This window comes from Candidatus Polarisedimenticolia bacterium (assembly GCA_036004685.1).
GTDB lineage: Bacteria > Acidobacteriota > Polarisedimenticolia > Gp22-AA2 > AA152 > DASYRE01.
On the sequence record DASYRE010000036.1, the window covers coordinates 99,067 to 117,435 of the forward strand.

Annotated in this window: 15 protein-coding genes; 14 read left to right on the forward strand and 1 reads right to left on the reverse strand. The window is 67.4% G+C overall.

The genetic code is table 11. The annotated features are described in order from the left end of the window. The first annotated feature begins 456 nt into the window (after positions 1 to 456). The 14 genes from VGR67_09465 (at position 457) to VGR67_09530 (ending at position 17,168) form a co-directional block, all read left to right on the forward strand. Positions 457 to 4,356: a myxosortase-dependent M36 family metallopeptidase gene (locus VGR67_09465; protein ID HEV8336632.1), complete on the forward strand. Its 3,900-nt coding sequence runs from the start codon at positions 457 to 459 to the stop codon at positions 4,354 to 4,356. 117 nt (positions 4,357 to 4,473) lie between these two features. Beyond that, positions 4,474 to 4,728: a glycine zipper domain-containing protein gene (locus VGR67_09470; protein HEV8336633.1), complete on the forward strand. Its 255-nt coding sequence runs from the start codon at positions 4,474 to 4,476 to the stop codon at positions 4,726 to 4,728. Between the two features lie 134 nt (positions 4,729 to 4,862). Beyond that, complete coding sequence (locus VGR67_09475) at positions 4,863 to 5,507, forward strand: cytochrome c3 family protein (protein HEV8336634.1); 645 nt, start codon at positions 4,863 to 4,865, stop codon at positions 5,505 to 5,507. Positions 5,508 to 5,546: 39 nt separating this feature from the next. Next, on the forward strand, positions 5,547 to 8,540 hold the full coding sequence (locus VGR67_09480) for a TAT-variant-translocated molybdopterin oxidoreductase (GenBank protein HEV8336635.1): 2,994 nt from the start codon (positions 5,547 to 5,549) through the stop codon (positions 8,538 to 8,540). Then, positions 8,537 to 9,931, forward strand: a complete 1,395-nt coding sequence (gene nrfD, locus VGR67_09485; GenBank protein ID HEV8336636.1) for an NrfD/PsrC family molybdoenzyme membrane anchor subunit — start codon at positions 8,537 to 8,539, stop codon at positions 9,929 to 9,931. The genes VGR67_09480 and nrfD overlap by 4 nt, the downstream gene beginning before the upstream one ends. Next, positions 9,918 to 10,463: a DUF3341 domain-containing protein gene (locus VGR67_09490; GenBank protein HEV8336637.1), complete on the forward strand. Its 546-nt coding sequence runs from the start codon at positions 9,918 to 9,920 to the stop codon at positions 10,461 to 10,463. Before nrfD ends, VGR67_09490 begins: the two co-directional genes overlap by 14 nt. Continuing rightward, positions 10,447 to 11,055 carry a cytochrome c gene (locus tag VGR67_09495; GenBank protein HEV8336638.1) on the forward strand — a complete coding sequence of 203 codons (609 nt, stop codon included), beginning with the start codon at positions 10,447 to 10,449 and terminating at the stop codon, positions 11,053 to 11,055. Before VGR67_09490 ends, VGR67_09495 begins: the two co-directional genes overlap by 17 nt. After that, positions 11,052 to 12,254: a hypothetical protein gene (locus VGR67_09500; GenBank protein HEV8336639.1), complete on the forward strand. Its 1,203-nt coding sequence runs from the start codon at positions 11,052 to 11,054 to the stop codon at positions 12,252 to 12,254. The genes VGR67_09495 and VGR67_09500 overlap by 4 nt, the downstream gene beginning before the upstream one ends. After that, positions 12,241 to 12,657, forward strand: coding sequence for a hypothetical protein (locus tag VGR67_09505; GenBank protein HEV8336640.1), 417 nt, complete (start codon positions 12,241 to 12,243; stop codon positions 12,655 to 12,657). The genes VGR67_09500 and VGR67_09505 overlap by 14 nt, the downstream gene beginning before the upstream one ends. Further along, on the forward strand, positions 12,654 to 13,514 hold the full coding sequence (locus tag VGR67_09510) for an SCO family protein (GenBank protein ID HEV8336641.1): 861 nt from the start codon (positions 12,654 to 12,656) through the stop codon (positions 13,512 to 13,514). Before VGR67_09505 ends, VGR67_09510 begins: the two co-directional genes overlap by 4 nt. Further along, positions 13,504 to 14,508: a cytochrome c oxidase subunit II gene (gene coxB, locus VGR67_09515; protein HEV8336642.1), complete on the forward strand. Its 1,005-nt coding sequence runs from the start codon at positions 13,504 to 13,506 to the stop codon at positions 14,506 to 14,508. The genes VGR67_09510 and coxB overlap by 11 nt, the downstream gene beginning before the upstream one ends. Beyond that, positions 14,505 to 16,130: a cytochrome c oxidase subunit I gene (gene ctaD, locus VGR67_09520; protein HEV8336643.1), complete on the forward strand. Its 1,626-nt coding sequence runs from the start codon at positions 14,505 to 14,507 to the stop codon at positions 16,128 to 16,130. Before coxB ends, ctaD begins: the two co-directional genes overlap by 4 nt. Then, complete coding sequence (locus tag VGR67_09525) at positions 16,120 to 16,869, forward strand: cytochrome c oxidase subunit 3 family protein (GenBank protein ID HEV8336644.1); 750 nt, start codon at positions 16,120 to 16,122, stop codon at positions 16,867 to 16,869. Before ctaD ends, VGR67_09525 begins: the two co-directional genes overlap by 11 nt. Beyond that, a complete protein-coding gene (locus tag VGR67_09530; GenBank protein ID HEV8336645.1) occupies positions 16,869 to 17,168 on the forward strand; it encodes a cytochrome C oxidase subunit IV family protein in 300 nt (99 codons plus the stop codon). The genes VGR67_09525 and VGR67_09530 overlap by 1 nt, the downstream gene beginning before the upstream one ends. Positions 17,169 to 17,511: 343 nt before the next feature. Here VGR67_09530 and VGR67_09535 read toward each other — a convergent pair whose 3' ends face one another. Then, a complete protein-coding gene (locus VGR67_09535) occupies positions 17,512 to 17,808 on the reverse strand; it encodes a hypothetical protein (protein HEV8336646.1) in 297 nt (98 codons plus the stop codon). Positions 17,809 to 18,369 lie beyond the last annotated feature (561 nt).

Sequence of the window (18,369 nt, forward strand, 5' to 3'; positions counted from 1 at the left end):
TCAGCGGCCGGCATGGTAGTGTCGCGTCTCCGAAATCCCGTTACATTCGGCCGTCGATCCAACCCGGCTGGCTGCGTTGCACCTCGCTTGCGTACCGCTTTGGGTACGCGGCACTTCGGCGCGCCTTGCCATCCGGGCGCCTCGACGGCCTCGATGTTGACGTGATTCCTGAAACGCAACACTGCTGGTGACCTGGTCACGGAACCGGACCTCCCCCGGGCGGTATCGTCGGGTCGGTATTCGCGGCCTCGGGGCCTGTAGGCGATTCGCAAGTGTGCAAGCATCATGCCGGGCAAGCGAGGGAAGATATGTTACTCTTGCTGACGGGACGGGGCCAGCCTTCTGCATGGACTTGAGGGCGCGGCTTTCCGCCACTCCGGGCGGATCGCGAGCGGGCGATTCTCTCTCTTCGGGAACGTCATCGATGAATTTTGCCCAGCGCTGTCTTGCCGTGGCGTGCCTGGCGGCGCTCTCGATCGCACCCGTCCGCGCGCAGGATCATCCCAACTTCGATGCATCGGCCAAGAAGAACGGGACACTCCCGGTCCAGCCGACGCTCTCCCCCCGGGAACAGGCGCTGCTCGAGGCCGGGAAGCCGATCCAACCGACGAGCGCTTCGGGGTTCCCACGTTTGTGTGGGCCGCCCGCTCCCCGGCCGGATCCGCCAAGCCGGGAAGCCCCGCCGCGCGGCCGGAGCAGGCGGCCCGGGCGCACCTCACCCGCTACGCCTCCCTCTACCATCTGGAAGACTCCGACGTCACCGGCGCCCCGCTGCGCTGGGTTCACGACACCGGCAAGGGGGCCATCATCGCGGCCTTCGGGCAGTCGGTGGACGGCATCGAAGTGTTTCGCGATCAGCTCAAGGTGGTCATGGATCGCCGGCTGGATCTCATCGCGCTGTCGGGGCAGGTCCCGGGACGCAAGGCGGCGAACGGCCGGCGCGGGCGCCTTCCTTTCCGTCTGGACGCGGCCCAGGCTCTCGCCGCGGCGCTGCGGGATCAGCAGGAAACCGAGATCGACCCGCGCGACATCCGGATCGCCGGAAAAGGCGCCGGGGGGTACGCCTCGTACGAGCTGGCGCCCGCGCTTCCGGGCGGACCGCGCCTGCTGCAACCGGCCCGTGTGAAGCGAGTCTACTTTCACCTGCCCGAGGGGTTGGAGCCGGGCTATTACGTCGAAATCAATCTGGAAACCCCGCGCAGCGCCACTTCCGCCTACTATTCGTACGTGATCTCGGCGGTGGACGGCAGGCTCCTGTTCCGCCACGACCTGACGGTGTCTGATGCCTACTCCTACCGGGTCTGGGCCGATCTCTCCGGACTCTTCGCCCCGTTCGACGGCCCGCAAGGCAACGCGCCGACGCCGCATCCGACCGGCCTGCCCGATCACTACCAGGCGCCTTTCGTCGCCCCCAACCTAGTGACCCTGCAGAACGGTCCTCTCAGCACCAATGATCCGTGGCTGCCGCCGGGCGCGACGCTGACGCTCGGGAACAACGCCGACGCCTACGCCGACCTTGCCTCCCCCGACGGATTCTCCGCCGGAGACTTCCGAGCCGGGACCACGGGAGCCAACACCTTCGACCGGACCTACAACACCTCGCTTTCCCCTTCGGCCAATCAGACGCAGCAGATGGCGTCGATCACCCAGCTCTTCTTCGACGTCAATTTCTTCCACGACTGGTACTACGACTCCGGCTTCGACGAGATCTCCGGCAACGCCCAGAGCTCCAATTACGGCCGCGGCGGGCTGGAGGGAGACTCTCTCCGCGCCGAGGCCCAGGATTTCAGCGGCCGCAACAATGCCGACATGACGACACCGGCCGACGGGGCGCGCCCCCGGATGCAGATGTACGTGTTCGATGGAAACGGCCTGCGCTCCTTGACCGTCAGCTCGCCGGCCGCCATCGCCGGGACGTACTCCGTCGGGACGGCGAGCTTCGGGCCGGCGGCGTTCAACGTCACGGGGAACGTGACGCTGGTGAACGACGGCTCGACCGCGGGGACCGGCGGCACGATCAACGACGGCTGCCAGTCGCCGTTCGTCAACGCGGCGCAGGTCAGCGGGAAGCTCGCCTTCATCGACCGCGGCGGCTGCAACTTCACCGTCAAGGTCCAGAACGCCCAGGCGAACGGCGCGATCGGCGTGATCATCGCGAACATCGCCTCTTCCTCGAGCCCCACCGTGCCGCCGGAGATGGGCGGCACGCCGGGCGTCACGATCACCATCGGTTCGGTCTCCCTGAACCTGGCGGACGGGAACACGATCCGCCCGCAGCTGGGGAGCGGCGTGAACGCCACGATCTTCCGGGAAGCGGCGATCGATCGGGACGGAACGATCGACAACCAGATCGTGGCGCACGAATGGGGCCACTACATCAGCAACCGCCTGATCGGCGACGGCAACGGCCTGAACACCCAGCAGTCGGGGGGGATGGGCGAGGGTTGGGGCGACTTCCATGCGCTGCTGCTCACCGTCAAGCCGGAGGACGCGGCCGTGCCGTCGAACCCGAGCTTCAGCGGCGTGTACGCGCTGGCCGGCTACACGATGAGCGGCGGCGGCAACAACGGCTACTACTTCGGGATCCGGCGCGTCCCCTACTCGACCGATTTCAGCAAGGATCCGCTCACCTTCCAGCACATCGCCAACGGCGTTCCCCTGCCGAACACCGCCCCCATCGCGTTCGGCGCCGACGGAGCGAACAACGCCGAGGTGCACAACACGGGCGAGGTCTGGACGACGATGCTGTGGGAGTGCTACGCGTCGCTGCTGCGCGACAGCCGGCTCACCTTCAACCAGGCGCGGGATCGGATGCGCGACTATCTGGTCGCCGGCTACAAGCTGACGCCGATCGATCCGACGTTCCTGGAGGCGCGCGACGCGCTCCTGGCGGCCACCTATGCGAACGATCCCGCCGACTACGTCCTCTTCGCCCAGGCGTTCGCGCGCCGCGGGGCGGGACTGCGGGCCGTCGCGCCGGAACGCTTCTCGACCACCCAGCAGGGGGTCGTCGAAAGCTACACGGCCGGAAACGACCTGGCGTTCGTGAGCGCCTCGCTCGTAGATGATCCGCTGTATTGCGACCACGACGGCGTGCTGGACGGCTCCGAGACGGGAACTCTGACCGTCACGCTGAAGAACGTCGGCACCGGCCCGCTGAGCGCCACGACCGGGGTCGTCAGCGCCACGAACGGCTTCGTCTCCTTCCCGAACGGCGGCCAGCTCTCCTTCCCGGCCACCCAGCCTTTCGCCACGACCACCGCGGCGCTCCCCGTGAGCCTCGCGGCCTCCTCCGGAATCGAAACGCTCGATTTCAACATCGCCTTCTCGGATCCCGGCTCCACGATCCCCGGCACCGTGAACGTCCCCTTCCTGCGGCGCGGCAACGCCGACGACCTGCCGAACCAATCGATCACGGAGACCGTCGAAAGCGCCGCCCCTCCCTGGACCATGACCGGAAACCCGAGTCTGGATCAATCCCATCCGTGGCAACGGCTGGAAGTGACGGGAACCGACCATCGCTTCTGGGGCCCCGATTCGGGAGCGTCCTCGGACCAGTACCTCATCTCGCCGGTCTTGAACGTGGCCCCCTCCGGATCCTTCAGCTTCACCTTCCGGCACCGCTATTCGTTCGAATTCGCCACGAATCCCCTCACCTATTTCGACGGCGGCGTCCTCGAGCTCTCCAACAACGGGGGCGTTTCCTGGAGCGACATCGGAGCCGCGGCAACGCCCAGCTATTCGGGCTTCGTGACCGGCGGCCCGTTCGGCGGAAACCCGGCGTTCGTCGGCGTGAGCCCGGGCTATCCCGCGTTCACCACGGTGACCGTCAATCTGGGCGGGAGTTACGCCGGTCAGAGCGTGCGGATCCGGTTCCGGATCGGCACCGACGTCGCCGTCGGCGCCCCGGGCTGGGAGATCGACGACATCGCCTTCACGGGCATCACCAACCTTCCCTTCCGCGGCCTGGTTCCGGATCGCGCCCTGTGCGTCGACGGCGACGCCGACGGGGTCCCCGATCTTACCGACTGCGCCGACCTCGATCCCGCGACCTGGGCCGTTCCCTCGGAGGCGCGGCTGCTCGGTCTGATCGGCTCCCCCACCACTTCGCTCTCCTGGACGGCGCCGGCCTCCCCGGGGAGCTCGACCGTCCTCTACGACCTTCTCCGATCCTCCTCGCCGGCGCTTTTCGGATCGGCCGTCTGTCTGGAGTCGGGGGAGTCGAATCTGGCCGCCGCCGACGCCGGCATCCCGGCCAGCGCCTTCTTCTACCTGATTCGCGCCCGGAACAGCTGCGGCGGGAATCTCGGAAAGGACTCCGCGAACAACCCGCGGAGCGGCGCGATCTGCCCCTGATGGACGGCCCCCCACCCGTGAGAGTAGGGTTAGACCCCATGGCCGGCATCGTCCTGTCGACGTACACTCCGCTCGTTGAGTTTTCGCCTGACGCCGGGGGGAGGGAGAGGAGCATGTATGTTTCACAAAAACACGGATTCCCTCCTGACTGCCGAGACGAACGCTAATCCTTCCCTCGTCGGTATGATCGAACACCCTCTGGGCCTCGGGATCGGGGCCGCCGGCGGAGCGCTCGCCGGCGCCGCATTGGGAAGCTCCATCGCCTTTCCGTTCGGCACCGTCCTCGGCGCGGCGGTCGGGGCCGCCACCGGCGCCCTGGTCGGTCACGGCACGGCGGTCACGGTCAACCCGTCGAAGGATGACCTCTGCTGAAGGGCGCCGCGGCCTTCTCCGCGTAGGACCCCCGCCGCGCTCCGCCCCCCGTTCGGTCCCCGGCCCGCCTCGCCGTTCTGTGGTACCATGACGCCCTTTTTCGCAAAGGATCCGGCGGGGGCGGTCGGGCGCGCATGCCGCAGATCTTCCATCCCAGCACCAACACCATCGCGCGTGTGAGCCTGTTCGGCGCCCTGTTCCTGGTGGGCGGCCTGCTCTGGGTCCTGCTGGAAGTGCAGCGCTCTTCCTACGTCACGGGAAAGGGCGTTCCGGTCACCCAGCCGGTGCCGTTCTCCCACCAGCATCACGTCGCGGGGATCGGCCTCGATTGCCGCTACTGCCACACTTCGGTCGAGACTTCCGCGTTCGCCGGCATCCCTCCGACCCAGACCTGCATGATCTGCCACAGCCAAATCTGGAACGACTCTCCGGCGCTCGAACCCGTCCGGGAGAGCTATCGGACCGGCGTGTCGCTGCAGTGGAACCGGGTGGACGACCTGGCCGATTTCGTCTACTTCGACCACAGCGTGCACGTCGCGAAAGGGGTGGCCTGCGTGACCTGCCACGGCCGGGTGGACCGGATGCCGCTGGTGTACAAGAATGCTTCGCTGCAGATGGAATGGTGCCTGGAGTGCCACCGCCATCCCGGAAATTATCTCAGCCCCCGGGAGGCCGTGTTCCGCATGGAGGATGCGCCGGGCGGCCGCCCCGCGGCCGCGGCGCTGGTGAAATCGTACGAAGTCCGAACCCGCACCGACTGTTCGACGTGCCACCACTAAGTTAAGGTCGCGTCCGGACGGGACGAGGGAGCGCAAGGCATGAGCGAAAAGCCCGGAACAACGCGGCCGTCGGCGGCGGCGCCGTGGCGCAGCCTGGAGGACCTCGCCGGCGCCGCGCGCGTGCGGGAGGCTGTCGTGCGGGAGTTTCCGGAGCTCGCCTCCGAATGGGACGACCCGGCGGGGCGCCGGCAGTTCCTCCGCCTCATGGGCGCCTCCCTGGCGCTCGCGGGGCTGGCGAAGTGCTCCCCTCCTTCCGGCGAGAAGATCGTCCCCTTCGTCACGCAACCCGAGGAGCTGGTCCCCGGGAAGCCGCTGCGCTACGCCACCGCCATCCGGCTCGCGGGGGCGACCGTTCCGGTCCTGGTCACGAGCACCATGGGGCGGCCGGTCAAAATCGAAGGGAATCCCGAGCATCCTGAAAGCCTCGGAGCGACCGACGCTTTCACTCAGGCGGCTCTCCTCACGCTCTACGATCCGGAGCGTTCGAAGACCGTCACGCACCTCGGCGAGATTCGCCCGTACGGGGATCTCCTGGGAGTCCTTCGCGAGGCTTCCGAGGCGCAGCGCGCCACCGGCGGTTCGGGGGTGCGCCTCCTCACGGGCGCGGTGACTTCGCCCACGCTGGCGGCGCAGATCGAGGAGCTCCTGCGCGTCTTTCCGCGGGCCCGATGGTGCCGGCACGAGGCGGCCGACGAGGAGAACGTCCTCGCCGGCGCCCGCCTCGCGTTCGGCGAGACGCTCGAGCCTCGCTACCACCTGGATCGGTGCGACGTGATCCTGGCGCTCGACTCCGATTTCCTCGTGGAAGGCCCGGGGCATCTCCGCCGGGCCCGCGACTTCGCGCGCCGGCGCCGCGTCGCTCCGCCCGGAGAGGCGCGCGCCGCCGGATCGCCCCCCTCCATGAGCCGGCTCTACGTCGCGGAGAGCATGCCGAGCCTCACCGGCGCCCGGGCCGATCATCGCTTCCGGGTGCGCGCTTCCGACATCCGCGCCCTCGCCTCGGCGATCGCCGCCCGGCTGGGCGTTCCCGGCGCCCGTCCGCCGCGCGGCGTGCCGGGGATCTCCGAGCGCGACCTGGCGGCTGTGGCGAAGGATCTGGCGCGGGGAGCCGGCCGCAGCCTCGTCGTGGCGGGGCCCGGTCAGCCGCCGGAGGTTCATGCCCTGGCCCACGCGATGAACCACGTCTTGGGAAGCCTCGGCGCCGCCGTAACGCTCCATTCTCCGGTCGACGCGGCGGCGGCGGGCGCGGAGAGCCTCGCCGATCTGGCGCGCGACATGGGAGCGCGGAACGTCCAGCTCCTGCTCATCGCCGGCTGCAACCCGGTCTTCACCGCTCCCGCCGACCTTCCCTTCGGCGCCCTGCTCGCGAAGGTGGGCCTGACCGTGCACCTGGGCCTCTACGACGACGAGACCGCGGCCCGCTGCCAGTGGCACGTTCCGGAAGCGCACGATCTGGAGTCGTGGAGCGACGCGCGCAATCCCGACGGGAGCGTCACGATCCTCCAGCCCCTCATCGAGCCGCTGTACCACGGTAAGACGGCGCACGAGCTGATCGCCGCCCTGACCGACCGGCCGCAGCGCTCGAGCGCCGAGATCGTCAAAGAGCGCTGGGCCGCTCTGCTTCCGGCCGGAGGGTTCGAGAACCCCTGGCGCCGCGCGCTGCACGACGGCTTCGTCGCCGGGACCGCCGCGCCGCCCCGCGAAGTGAGGTGGCGCGGGGCGTCCGAACCGCCGACGCCCGGCGCCGGCCCGGCTCCGGCGGGCCTGGAGCTGGTCTTCAAGACCGACCCGTCGATCTTCGACGGCCGTCTCGCCAACAACGGCTGGCTCCAGGAGCTGCCGCGGCCGCTCACCAAGCTGACCTGGGACAACGCCGCCATCCTCAGCCCCGCGACGGCGCGCCGGCTGTCGCTGGAAAACGAGGACATGGTGGGGCTCAAGACGGCCGGACGCCGCGTCCGCGCGCCGGTGTGGATCCTGCCGGGGCACGCCGACGACTCGGTGACGGTCCATCTCGGCTACGGGAGGCGGCGGGTCGGGAGAGTCGGGCGGAAGGCCGGGTTCGACGCCTACGCCCTGCGCCTCTCCGGGGCGCGCTGGATCGCGACGTCCGTCTCGGTCGAGCGCACCGGAGCGCGGCACTCCCTGGCGGCGACGCAGGACCACGGGAGCATGGAGGGGAGGGCCATCGTACGCCACGCGACGCTGGCGCACTACGCCAGCCACCCGCGCTTCGCGCAGGAGATCGAGGAGGATCCCCCGGCCGAGCTGTCCCTGGTTCCGGCCGTGCAATACGCCGGTCACGCCTGGGGGATGGCGATCGACCTGAACGCCTGCACCGGCTGCAACGCGTGCACCATCGCCTGCCAGGCGGAGAACAACATCCCCGTCGTCGGCAAGGATCAGGTGAAAGTGAACCGCGAGATGCACTGGATCCGGGTCGACCGCTACTTCGAGGGCGATCCGGAATCGCCGAGCGTGCTGCACCAGCCCGTCCCCTGCATGCAGTGCGAGAACGCGCCGTGCGAGCAGGTCTGCCCGGTCGCGGCGACCGCTCACAGCTCCGAAGGCCTCAACGACATGGTCTACAACCGGTGCGTCGGGACCCGGTATTGCGCGAACAACTGCCCTTACAAGGTGCGGCGCTTCAATTTCCTGCAGTACAGCGACTACGACTCGCCCACGTCGCGGCTGCTGTTCAATCCCAACGTCACCGTCCGGACGCGGGGCGTCATGGAGAAGTGCACCTATTGCGTCCAGCGGATCAACGCGGCGCGCAACGAGGCCGAGGTGGAGGGGCGCGCCCTCCGCGACGGAGAGATCCTGACCGCTTGCCAGCAGGTGTGCCCGTCGGAGGCGATCGTCTTCGGCGATCTGAATGATCCGGGCAGCCGGATCGCGAACCTCAAGAAGGACCCGCGGAACTACGCCCTTCTCGGGAACCTGAACACGCGTCCCCGGACGACCTACCTGGCGTCGCTTTCGAACCCGAACCCCGAGATCCTGACCCCGCGACATGAGGAAGAAGAGTGAGCGAAACGGATCCGCGCGACGCCAGGTCCGACCCGGCCGGGTCGCCGCCGCTGCTGGCGCCGGGCCACACCTTCGCCACGATCAGCGACAAGATCGGCTCGATCGTGCTGGCGCGCGGCACCCGGTTCGGATGGCTGATCGGCTTCGCCGTCTCCTTCGCGCTGCTGATGCTCTTCCTGGTCGCGGTCGGCGTCGTCCTGGCGCGCGGCATCGGGGTCTGGGGAAACAACATCCCGGTCGGATGGGGATTCGACATCATCAACTTCGTCTGGTGGATCGGCATCGGGCACGCCGGCACGCTGATCTCCGCCATCCTGCTGCTCCTGCGCCAGACGTGGCGGAACTCCATCAACCGTTTCGCCGAGGCGATGACGCTGTTCGCCGTCGCCTGCGCCGGGATGTTTCCCCTGCTCCACATGGGGCGCCCCTGGTTCGCCTACTGGATGGGTCCCTATCCGAGCACCATGGGGATCTGGCCGAACTTCCGCAGCCCGCTCGTCTGGGACGTCTTCGCCGTCTCGACCTACGCCACGGTCTCGGCGCTCTTCTGGTTCGTCGGCCTGATCCCCGATCTGGCCACGCTGAGGGACCGATCCAAGAAGCGCGCCGCCCGCATCCTCTACGGCATGCTGGCGATGGGCTGGCGCGGGTCGGCCATGCACTGGCACCGTTACGAAGTCGCGTCGCTGCTCCTCGCCGGCCTCGCCACACCCCTGGTCGTCTCGGTGCACACGGTGGTGAGCTTCGATTTCGCCATCGCCATCGTCCCCGGCTGGCACGCCACGATCTTCCCCCCTTATTTCGTGGCGGGCGCCATCTACGCCGGGTTCGCCATGGTGCTCCTGATCGCCATTCCCCTGAGAGCAGTCTACGGGCTCCAGGACTTCATCACGCTCGCCCATCTGCGGAACATGGCCAAAGTCCTGCTGGCGACGTCGATGATCGTCTGCTACGGCTACGCCATCGAGGCGTTCTTCTCCTGGTACAGCGGCAATCCGAACGAGCGGTTCATGATGCTGAACCGGATGACGGGACCCTACGCCTGGACCTACTGGACCCTTCTGGCCTGCAACCTCGTGACCCCTCAGCTGCTCTGGTTCTCCAAGGTGCGCGACTCCATCGCCTCCCTGTTCGGGATCTCCCTCGTGGTGAGCCTGGGGATGTGGCTGGAGCGCTTCGTGATCATCGTGGTCAGCCTGAGCCGCGATTTTCTGCCCTCCTCGTGGGGCATGTACTATCCGACCCGCTGGGATTTCGCGACCTTCTTCGGGACCATTGGGCTCTTCCTGACGCTGCTCTTCCTGTTCATCCGGTTCCTGCCGATGATCTCGATCTTCGAGATGCGCGCCATCCTGCCCGAGGCGGAGGTGGAGGATCATGCCGCGCGCTGAGACGCCTCTTTACGGGTTGATGGCCGAGTTCGCGGACGCCACCTCCATCGTCGCCGCGGCGCGGCGGGCGCACGCGGAAGGCTACCGGCGGATCGACGGCTACTCGCCGTTTCCGATCGAGGAGCTGGGCGAGGCGCTCGGCACCCGCACCCGCGGGCGCCTTCCGAAGATCGTCTTTGCGGGAGGGCTGCTCGGATGCGCCGCGGGCTTCGGGCTGCAGTACTGGTGCTCCGCCGTCGACTACCCGTTGAACATCGGAGGGAAGCCGCTCAACAGCTGGCCGTCGTTCATCCCGATCACTTTCGAGCTGACCATCCTCTTCGCGTCGCTTGCGGCGGTGCTGGGAATGCTCGGGCTCAACGGCCTGCCGCGGCCCTATCACCCCGTGTTCAACGTCCCGGAGTTCCGCCTCGCCAGCCGGGACCGCTTCTTCCTGTGCATCGAGGCGAGCGATCCGAAGTTCGATGCCTCCGCCACGCGCCTGTTTCTCGAATCGCTCACGCCGGGTCAGGTCTATGAAGTGGCGAGCTGAGCCCCTGATCCTCGCTCTGGCGCTGCTGGGCGGCATGGCGTGCCGCCAGAAGATGGCGGATCAGCCCGCCTACCGGCCGCTGGAGCACAGCGACTTCTGGGGCGACGACCGCTCGGCGCGGCCCGCCGTGCCGGGCACCGTCGCGCGCGGCCACCTCGAGGAGGACGAAATCTACTTCGCGGGCAGGCGCGGCGCCGAATTCGCGCCGCGGATTCCGCTGCGGGTCGATCGGAAGACGCTGGAGCGGGGCCGCGAGCGTTACGACATCTTCTGCGCTCCCTGCCACGATCGCCTCGGCGAAGGGCTGGGGATGGTGGTGCGTCGCGGCTACCCGCGGCCTCCGACGCTGCACCAGGATCGGCTGCGCGAGGCGCGGCCGGGCTATCTCTTCGACGTGATCACCCGGGGCTTCGGGCGGCAGGCGGGCCTCGCCGCCCAGATCCCCGTGGCGGATCGATGGGCGATCGTAGCGTACGTCCGGGCGCTGCAATGGTCACAGCACGCCCCGCTCGCCGCCGTGCCGCCGGAGGAGAGGAAGCGGCTCGAATCGATGCCGCCGGCGGCGCCCGCGGCGGGGAGGGACGGCCGATGAGCCCCGCCGCCCTGCGCCGCGAGACGCCCGCCGTCGAGGCGGCCGCTCCGAGCTTCGCGGCGCTGCGCGGTCGCTCGCTGCTCGTCGGCGTGGCGGGATTCGTCGCGCTGCTGGCGGGGGGGCTTCTCGATCCGCCGCAGTTCTACCGCTCCTACCTCATCGGTTATTCGCTGTGGCTCGGCATCGCGCTGGGCTGCCTCGGCATCCTGATGCTCCAGCACCTCTCCGGCGGCGCCTGGGGAGTCGTGCTGCGCCGCCTCCTCGAGGCCGCCGCGATGACGCTTCCCTTCCTGTTCGTCCTGTTCACGCCGCTGCTCTCGGGCCTCCGCCGCCTCTATCCCTGGGCCGACGAGAAGCTGGTCGCCGCCGATCCGATTCTGCGGCACAAGAGCGCTTATCTGAATCCCGTGGGGTTCACGCTGCGGGCCGTCGTCTACTTCGCGATCTGGTCGGCGCTCGCCATCGTCCTGAACCGCTGGTCCGATCGCCAGGACCGCACCGGCGATCCGCTGCTGGTGGATCGGCTGGCGAAGCTCTCGGGCGCGGGAATCGCGCTCTACGTCCTGGCGATGACGTTCGCCTCGGTCGACTGGATGATGTCGCTGGAGCCTCACTGGTTCTCGACCCTCTACGGCCTTCTGGTCGTGATGGGACAGGCGCTCTCGGCCCTGGCATTCGCGATCCTGGTCCTGGCGAGCCTGGCGGCCCGGCCGCCGCTGCGCGGCAGGATCGGCCCGCGCCACTTTCACGATCTCGGGAAGCTCCTGCTGGCGTTCGTGATGGTCTGGACCTATTTCGCCTTCTCCCAGTTCCTGATCATCTGGGCCGGCAACCTCCCCGAGGAGATTCCCTGGTACCTCAAGCGGCTGACCGGAGGGTGGCAGTGGTTCGGCTTGGCGTTGGCTGTTTTCCAGTTCGCCTTCCCTTTCGTGCTCCTGCTGTCGATGCGGCTCAAGCGAAACCCGCGGAGGCTCGCCCAGGTCGCCGGGCTGCTGCTTCTCACGCGGCTGCTCGACGTGGCCTGGACGATCGCCCCGGCGTTCCATCCCGGGCGGCTGGCGATCCACTGGATGGATCTGGCGGCTCCCGTGGCCGTCGGGGGGATCTGGCTGGCGCTCTTCCTGCGCTTCCTCGAGAGGAAGCCGCTGCTGCCGCTGGGGGATCCGTTCCTGAAGGAGTCGATCGATGACGCCCGCTAGGCACGGCGGCGCAGCGGGCCGATACGAAGCCCGTGACGCGCGGGTTCGCACGCTCGCCTGGCTGCTGGCGACCCTTCTCGCGGGCATGGTGGCCGTCCTCTTCCTGATGAAGGCCCTCTTCGCGCACCTCGCTCTCAGCGAGGAGAGGCGGCCGGCGATCCCCTCGACGCTCGCCGGCACCCGAAGCAACGTCCCTCCCGAGCCGCGGCTGCAGAACACCCCGCTGGACGATCTGCGGCGGCTGCGCGCCGAGGAGGACGCGGCGCTCTCGTCCTACGGCTGGGTCGATCGCGGCGCGGGAATCGTCAGGATCCCGATCGATCAGGCGATCGAGATGACGGAAAAGGCCGCCGCGGCGGAGCCGGGAGCGCCCGAGGCCGGGGCCCCGGGCGGGCGGCGATGAGGCGGCGCGGGACGATCGTGGCGCTTTCGGCGCTGGCAGCGCTGGCGCTGGCACCGGCGACGAGCCGGGGAGCGGCGGCCCGCGCGTCCGCCGACCCCACCCCGGCGGTGTTGCGCGGCGTGGGGCTGGAGCAGCGGCTCGGGAGGGAGGTGCCGGGGGATCTGGTTTTCCGCGACGAGTCGGGCGGGGCGGTTCGCCTGGCCGAGCTTCTCGGCCATCGTCCCGTGATTCTGACGCTGAACTACTACCGCTGTCCGATGCTCTGCACGATGGAGCTCAACGGGCTGGTCGCGTCGCTGCGCACCCTGGCGCTCGATCCGGGGAAGGATTTCCGGCTCGTGACGGTGAGCATCGACCCGCGGGAGACGCCCGATCTGGCGGCGGCCAAGAAGGCGATCTACGTCCGGAGCTACGGCCGTCCCGGCGCCGCGGAGGGATGGCGATTCCTCACGGGCGAGGAGCCGGCCATCCGCAGGCTGAGCGAAAGCGTCGGCTACCGCTACGCCTACGACGAGGCCAGCGGCCAGTTCGCCCACGCCGCCGGAATCCTGATCCTGACTCCCTCCGGACGGATCTCGCGGGTCTTCTACGGAATCGATTTCCCGCCGCGGGACTTGCGCCTGGCACTGGTCGAGTCGTCGGAGGGCAAGATCGGCAGGCTCGCCGACCGGCTCCTGCTTTTCTGCTATCACTACGATCCCGTCACGGGCCGTTACGGCTTCGCGGCGCTGGCCGCCATGCGGCTCGCGGGCGCCCTCACCGCTGTCGGGGCCGGTTCGGTGATCCTTCTGATGCTCCGCCGCGAGCGCCGCCGGCGCTCCCCGGCGGCCCCGGAGTCGGCCCCCCGTGCACTCTGACTTCCCGCTCTTCCCCGTTCAAGGCTCCGCGCAGGCGCGGGAGGTCGACCTCCTGTTCGTGACGACCGTGCTGCTCGCTCTGTTTTTCGCGACCCTGATCTCGGTGCTTCTGATCGTCTTCGCCGTCAAGTACCGGCGCCGCCCGAAAGACAGGCCGCCCGCGCCGATCCACGGCTCGACCGTCCTGGAGATCCTCTGGTCGTCGATCCCCTTTGTCCTGGCGATGGTGATTTTCGCCTGGGGCGCCGCCGTCTATTTCCGGCTGAACCGCCCTCCGGACGACACCATGACGGTGAACGTCGTGGGCAAGCGCTGGATGTGGAAGCTGCAGCACCCGTCGGGACGGCGCGAGATCAACGAGCTGCACGTCCCGGTGGGGACCGCGGTCCGGCTGAACCTGACCTCGGAGGACGTGATCCACAGTTTCTACGTTCCGGCGTTCCGGGTGAAAGCCGACGCCCTGCCCGGCCGGTACACGACGACCTGGTTCCAAGCGACCCGCCCCGGCCGCTACCACCTTTTCTGCGCCGAGTACTGCGGCACGCAGCATTCGGGAATGATCGGATGGGTCGAGGCGATGGAGCCGGAGGCCTTCCAGGCGTGGCTTTCGGGAGGGCCCGGCCAGGTCCCCATGGCGGCCGCCGGGGAGCGCCTGTTCAACGACCTGGGGTGCGTGACCTGCCATTCCGCCCGCTCGGGCGACCGCGGCCCGTCGCTCGACGCGCTCTACGGCAGCACGATCCGCCTGCAGACGGGCGAGACCGTCACCGCCGACGCCGCCTACCTGCGCGAGGCGATCCTGTTTCCCGCCGCCAGGGTGACGGCCGGCTACCTCCCGGTGATGCCGACGTTCCGCGGGCTGGTGAACGAGGAGGGAATCCTCGAGTTGATCGAATATCTCAAGTCGCGCGCCGAGTCGCAGGGCGGCGCGGCTGCGGCCGCGGTGGCTCCGGCGCGGTCGCCGTCCCCCGGCAAGGAGGTCCCCACGCCATGAGCGGCACGCCGGCCGGCCGGCATTACCTGAACTCCGCCTACGGAATCCGCTCGTGGCTGCTCACGGTGGATCACAAGCGGATCGCCCTGCTCTACCTCACCTCGGTGACGCTGATGTTCATGCTGGGAGGGGTGTTCGCCGCGCTGGTGAGGCTGGAGCTCCTCACCCCCGCCGGCGACTTCTTCCACGCCGACACGTACAACAAGATGTTCACGATGCACGGCATCGTCATGGTCTTCTTCTTCCTGATCCCGGGGATTCCCGCGGTCCTCGGGAACTTCCTGATCCCGATGATGGTCGGAGCGCGGGATCTCGCTTTTCCGCGGCTCAACCTGCTGAGCTGGTACCTGTTCACCATCGGCGCGGTGTTCACCCTGTTCAACATCGTCATCGGCGGCGTGGACACCGGCTGGACCTTCTACACTCCCTACAGCTCCGCCTACACGACGACCAACATCGTGCCCGTGGCGCTGGGCATCTTCATCAGCGGCTTCTCCTCGATCCTCACCGGGCTGAACTTCATCGTCACGATCCACAAGATGCGCGCTCCCGGGCTGACCTGGTTCCGCCTTCCACTGTTCGTCTGGGCCCATTACGCCTACAGCATCATCGTCATCCTGGGGACGCCGGTGATCGCCATCACCATCGTGCTGCTGGCGCTCGAGCGCGTCTTCCATCTCGGGTTCTTCGACCCCGCGCTGGGGGGCGACCCCGTCCTGTTCCAGCACTTCTTCTGGTTCTACAGCCACCCCGCCGTCTACATCATGATTCTGCCGGCCATGGGGGTCATCAGCGAGATCATCGCCTGCTTCTCCCGCAAACGGGTGTTCGGCTATTCGTTCGTCGCCGCCTCCAGCCTGGCGATCGCCCTGCTCGGCTTCCTGGTCTGGGGGCACCACATGTTCGTCAGCTCCCAGTCGGTCTTCGCGGGGCTCATCTTCTCGATCCTCAGCTTCCTGGTGGCGATTCCTTCCGCGGTGAAAGTGTTCAACTGGACTTCCACCCTCTACCGCGGCTCGATCTCGTTCCAGACCCCGATGCTCTACGCCTTCGGGTTCCTCGGGCTGTTCACGATCGGCGGCCTGACCGGACTCATGCTGGCGACCTTGGGGATCGACGTGCACGTCCACGACACCTATTTCATCGTGGCCCACTTCCACTACATCATGGTGGGAGGGACGGTGATGGCCTACCTGGGGGGCTTGCACTACTGGTGGCCGAAGATCACGGGCCGGATGTATCCCGAGTGGTGGGGGCGCCTCTCGGCCCTGATCGTCTTCATCGGCTTCAACCTGACGTTCTTTCCGCAGTTCATCGTCGGCTACCTGGGGATGCCCCGCCGCTACTACGCCTACCCGCCGGAGTTCCAGGTGCTCAACGTCATGTCGACCGCCGGCGCCTCGATCCTCGGGGTCGGCTACCTCATCCCTCTCGTCTACATGATCTGGTCGATGCGCTACGGCAAGGCCGCCACGGCCAATCCCTTCGGCGCCACCGGTCTGGAATGGCAGACCTCTTCGCCCCCCGCGACCGAGAATTTCGCGGAGCCGCCGATCGTGACCGAGGAAGCGTACGCTTACGACCGGATTCCGGTTCCGGAGCGAGGCGTCTATGCCGGCTGAAGCGCGCGTCGCAGGGCCGAAGACCGCTCACGCCCATCAGTTCGAGGACGCCGGGCAGCAGCGCGAGGCGGTGACCCTGGGGATGTGGGTCTTCCTGGTGACGGAGATCCTGTTCTTCGGCGGGTTGTTCCTGGCGTACGCCGTCTACCGCTGGAGCTTTCCGGCGGCCTTTACCCTGGCCAGCCGCCATCTCGACGTCCTCCTCGGGGGGGTGAACACCGTCGTCCTGATCGGCAGCAGCCTGACGATGGCGTTCGCGGTGCACGCGGCGCAGACGGGCCGCCGCCGGGCGCTTTCCCTGTTCCTGCTGCTGACGATGCTTCTCGGGGGGGTGTTCCTGGGGATCAAGGCAGTGGAATATCACGCCAAGTTCGTCGAGCGCCTGATCCCAGGGGCCTCGTTCATGATGTCGGAGGAGAACGCTCCGGCCCATTTCGACCCCGCGACCGATCCGGCGATCGCCGCGGGAGTCCCCTCGGTCGATCCGGGCGCCGAAGCCGACCTCCAGCGTCACGCTCAGATCTTCTTTTCCCTGTACTTCGCGATGACCGGGATGCACGCCCTCCACATGGTCATCGGCCTCGGCCTTTTGACATGGCTCCTGTTCGGGGCGGCGCGCGGCCGCTTCCGCCCCGGCGCCGACGCGCCCGTCGAGATCGTCGGGCTGTACTGGCACTTCGTGGACATCATCTGGATTTTCCTCTTTCCGCTGCTCTACCTCATCGGCAGGCACGCCTGATGTCCGAGCGCATCGTTCCTCGACGCGTCTACGTCACCGTGTTCGCCCTGTTGATCTTCTTCACGATCGTCACCGTCTGGGCGGCTTTCGCGGACCTCGGCCGCCTCAACCTGGCGGTGGCGCTGGGCATCGCCACCCTCAAGGCCACCCTGGTGATCCTCTACTTCATGCACGTGCGCTACAACCCCCGGCTGATCTGGCTCACCCTGGCGCTCGCGGTCTCCTGGCTCGGGATGCTGTTGATCAGCGTCCTGACCGACTACGCCAGCCGCGGGTGGATTCCCTTCCCGGGCAAGTGACGGGGGGCCGGCGCCGCGGCTCAGGACCCCCAAAGGCGGGCCGTCGCGGCCGATTCTCGACGCACCGCCTCAGGGACCCATCTCCAGGATCAGCAGACCGTGAGCGAGGTAGATCTCAACGAGAATGTCCCCCCGAACTGTAACCTTGTGTTGAGCAGGACCATTCGCGCGTGGAGTCTCCCTCGCTCTCATCCTCATCGTCCGTGCTGTCCGTATCCAAGTCATCGTCCCGCTCCATCTGGCATCCTGGAAGTGCGCGCTCAAGTTCTGGAAGGAAGAGCGAGGGTTCAGCACGGAAATCGGTGATCTTCAAACTCACCATGTCTAACTCAGGATCGAAATCTCATTCAGCAACTCCGGAGAGGAACTTCCGCGCCGGTGGATAGGCTGTGGCGAGATCGCTGTAATAGAAGGTGCCGTCGGAAACGATCTTGTTATGCAGTTGCTTTCGGACATCCCGCTCGCTATCACCCAGGCAAGGATGAGAGGCACAGGTGACTACGGCGACCGCGATGCCGGCCAGGACCTGCGCCTGACTCGTCTCCGTCCGCCCGGCTTTGAGGGGGGAGAAGTTGTGCAGAGCAGTAACACCATCACGCCGATCAAACTCTTCAGGCCACCCAACTCTTGTTTGTTCCACATAATCGCCTCCTGTTTCAAATGTACAGGCAAGGCGCCACCGAGAGCGCTGGAATTCTTAGGTTCTGCTGGGATTGGACCGCGGTGCTGCGAGAGGACGGGGGATATTAGGGGTTACCAGAACCGGCTCCGCGTGCCCGCCGAATTCCCTTCCGGTGCTATGAGGCCATCGGCAGAAGAACATCTGGGCTCAAACGCCCGATTCTCCCGAACATTCTGCTCTCGTTTCTCACTCAAGGACATTCCCTGGAGGAACCAGCGTCTCAAGGGGGAGAATCCCGGTGCTGAATTAGCGGCCAATCCCAAACATCATGCCGATTATTCGCAGGCAAATTGGGAATCCTCCGATACCAGCTAGGATAGAAGCGGTCCTAAGGAACCTCAGGACTGGATAATCCAAGGATCTTGGATCATACTTAGGAACCTTAGCGGTTAGACCTAACAGCAACACCACGACGCTTAACGCAAAAATCACACATACATATATCCAATCTGTGCTCAATGTTATCACACTCTTAATTCAGCAGTGTTATAGACAATTGAACTGTTGACGTGTGATCGC

What these genes read in the sequence shown, in the direction of transcription:
- VGR67_09505 (HEV8336640.1), top strand. Translation starts at nt 12,241, where the DNA reads ATGACGCCCGCTAGGCACGGCGGCGCAGCGGGCCGATACGAAGCCCGT.
- VGR67_09475 (HEV8336634.1), top strand. Translation starts at nt 4,863, where the DNA reads ATGCCGCAGATCTTCCATCCCAGCACCAACACCATCGCGCGTGTGAGC.
- VGR67_09495 (HEV8336638.1), top strand. Translation starts at nt 10,447, where the DNA reads ATGAAGTGGCGAGCTGAGCCCCTGATCCTCGCTCTGGCGCTGCTGGGC.
- VGR67_09470 (HEV8336633.1), top strand. Translation starts at nt 4,474, where the DNA reads ATGTTTCACAAAAACACGGATTCCCTCCTGACTGCCGAGACGAACGCT.
- VGR67_09490 (HEV8336637.1), top strand. Translation starts at nt 9,918, where the DNA reads ATGCCGCGCGCTGAGACGCCTCTTTACGGGTTGATGGCCGAGTTCGCG.
- VGR67_09530 (HEV8336645.1), top strand. Translation starts at nt 16,869, where the DNA reads ATGTCCGAGCGCATCGTTCCTCGACGCGTCTACGTCACCGTGTTCGCC.
- VGR67_09500 (HEV8336639.1), top strand. Translation starts at nt 11,052, where the DNA reads ATGAGCCCCGCCGCCCTGCGCCGCGAGACGCCCGCCGTCGAGGCGGCC.
- VGR67_09510 (HEV8336641.1), top strand. Translation starts at nt 12,654, where the DNA reads ATGAGGCGGCGCGGGACGATCGTGGCGCTTTCGGCGCTGGCAGCGCTG.
- ctaD (HEV8336643.1), top strand. Translation starts at nt 14,505, where the DNA reads ATGAGCGGCACGCCGGCCGGCCGGCATTACCTGAACTCCGCCTACGGA.
- VGR67_09525 (HEV8336644.1), top strand. Translation starts at nt 16,120, where the DNA reads ATGCCGGCTGAAGCGCGCGTCGCAGGGCCGAAGACCGCTCACGCCCAT.
- VGR67_09480 (HEV8336635.1), top strand. Translation starts at nt 5,547, where the DNA reads ATGAGCGAAAAGCCCGGAACAACGCGGCCGTCGGCGGCGGCGCCGTGG.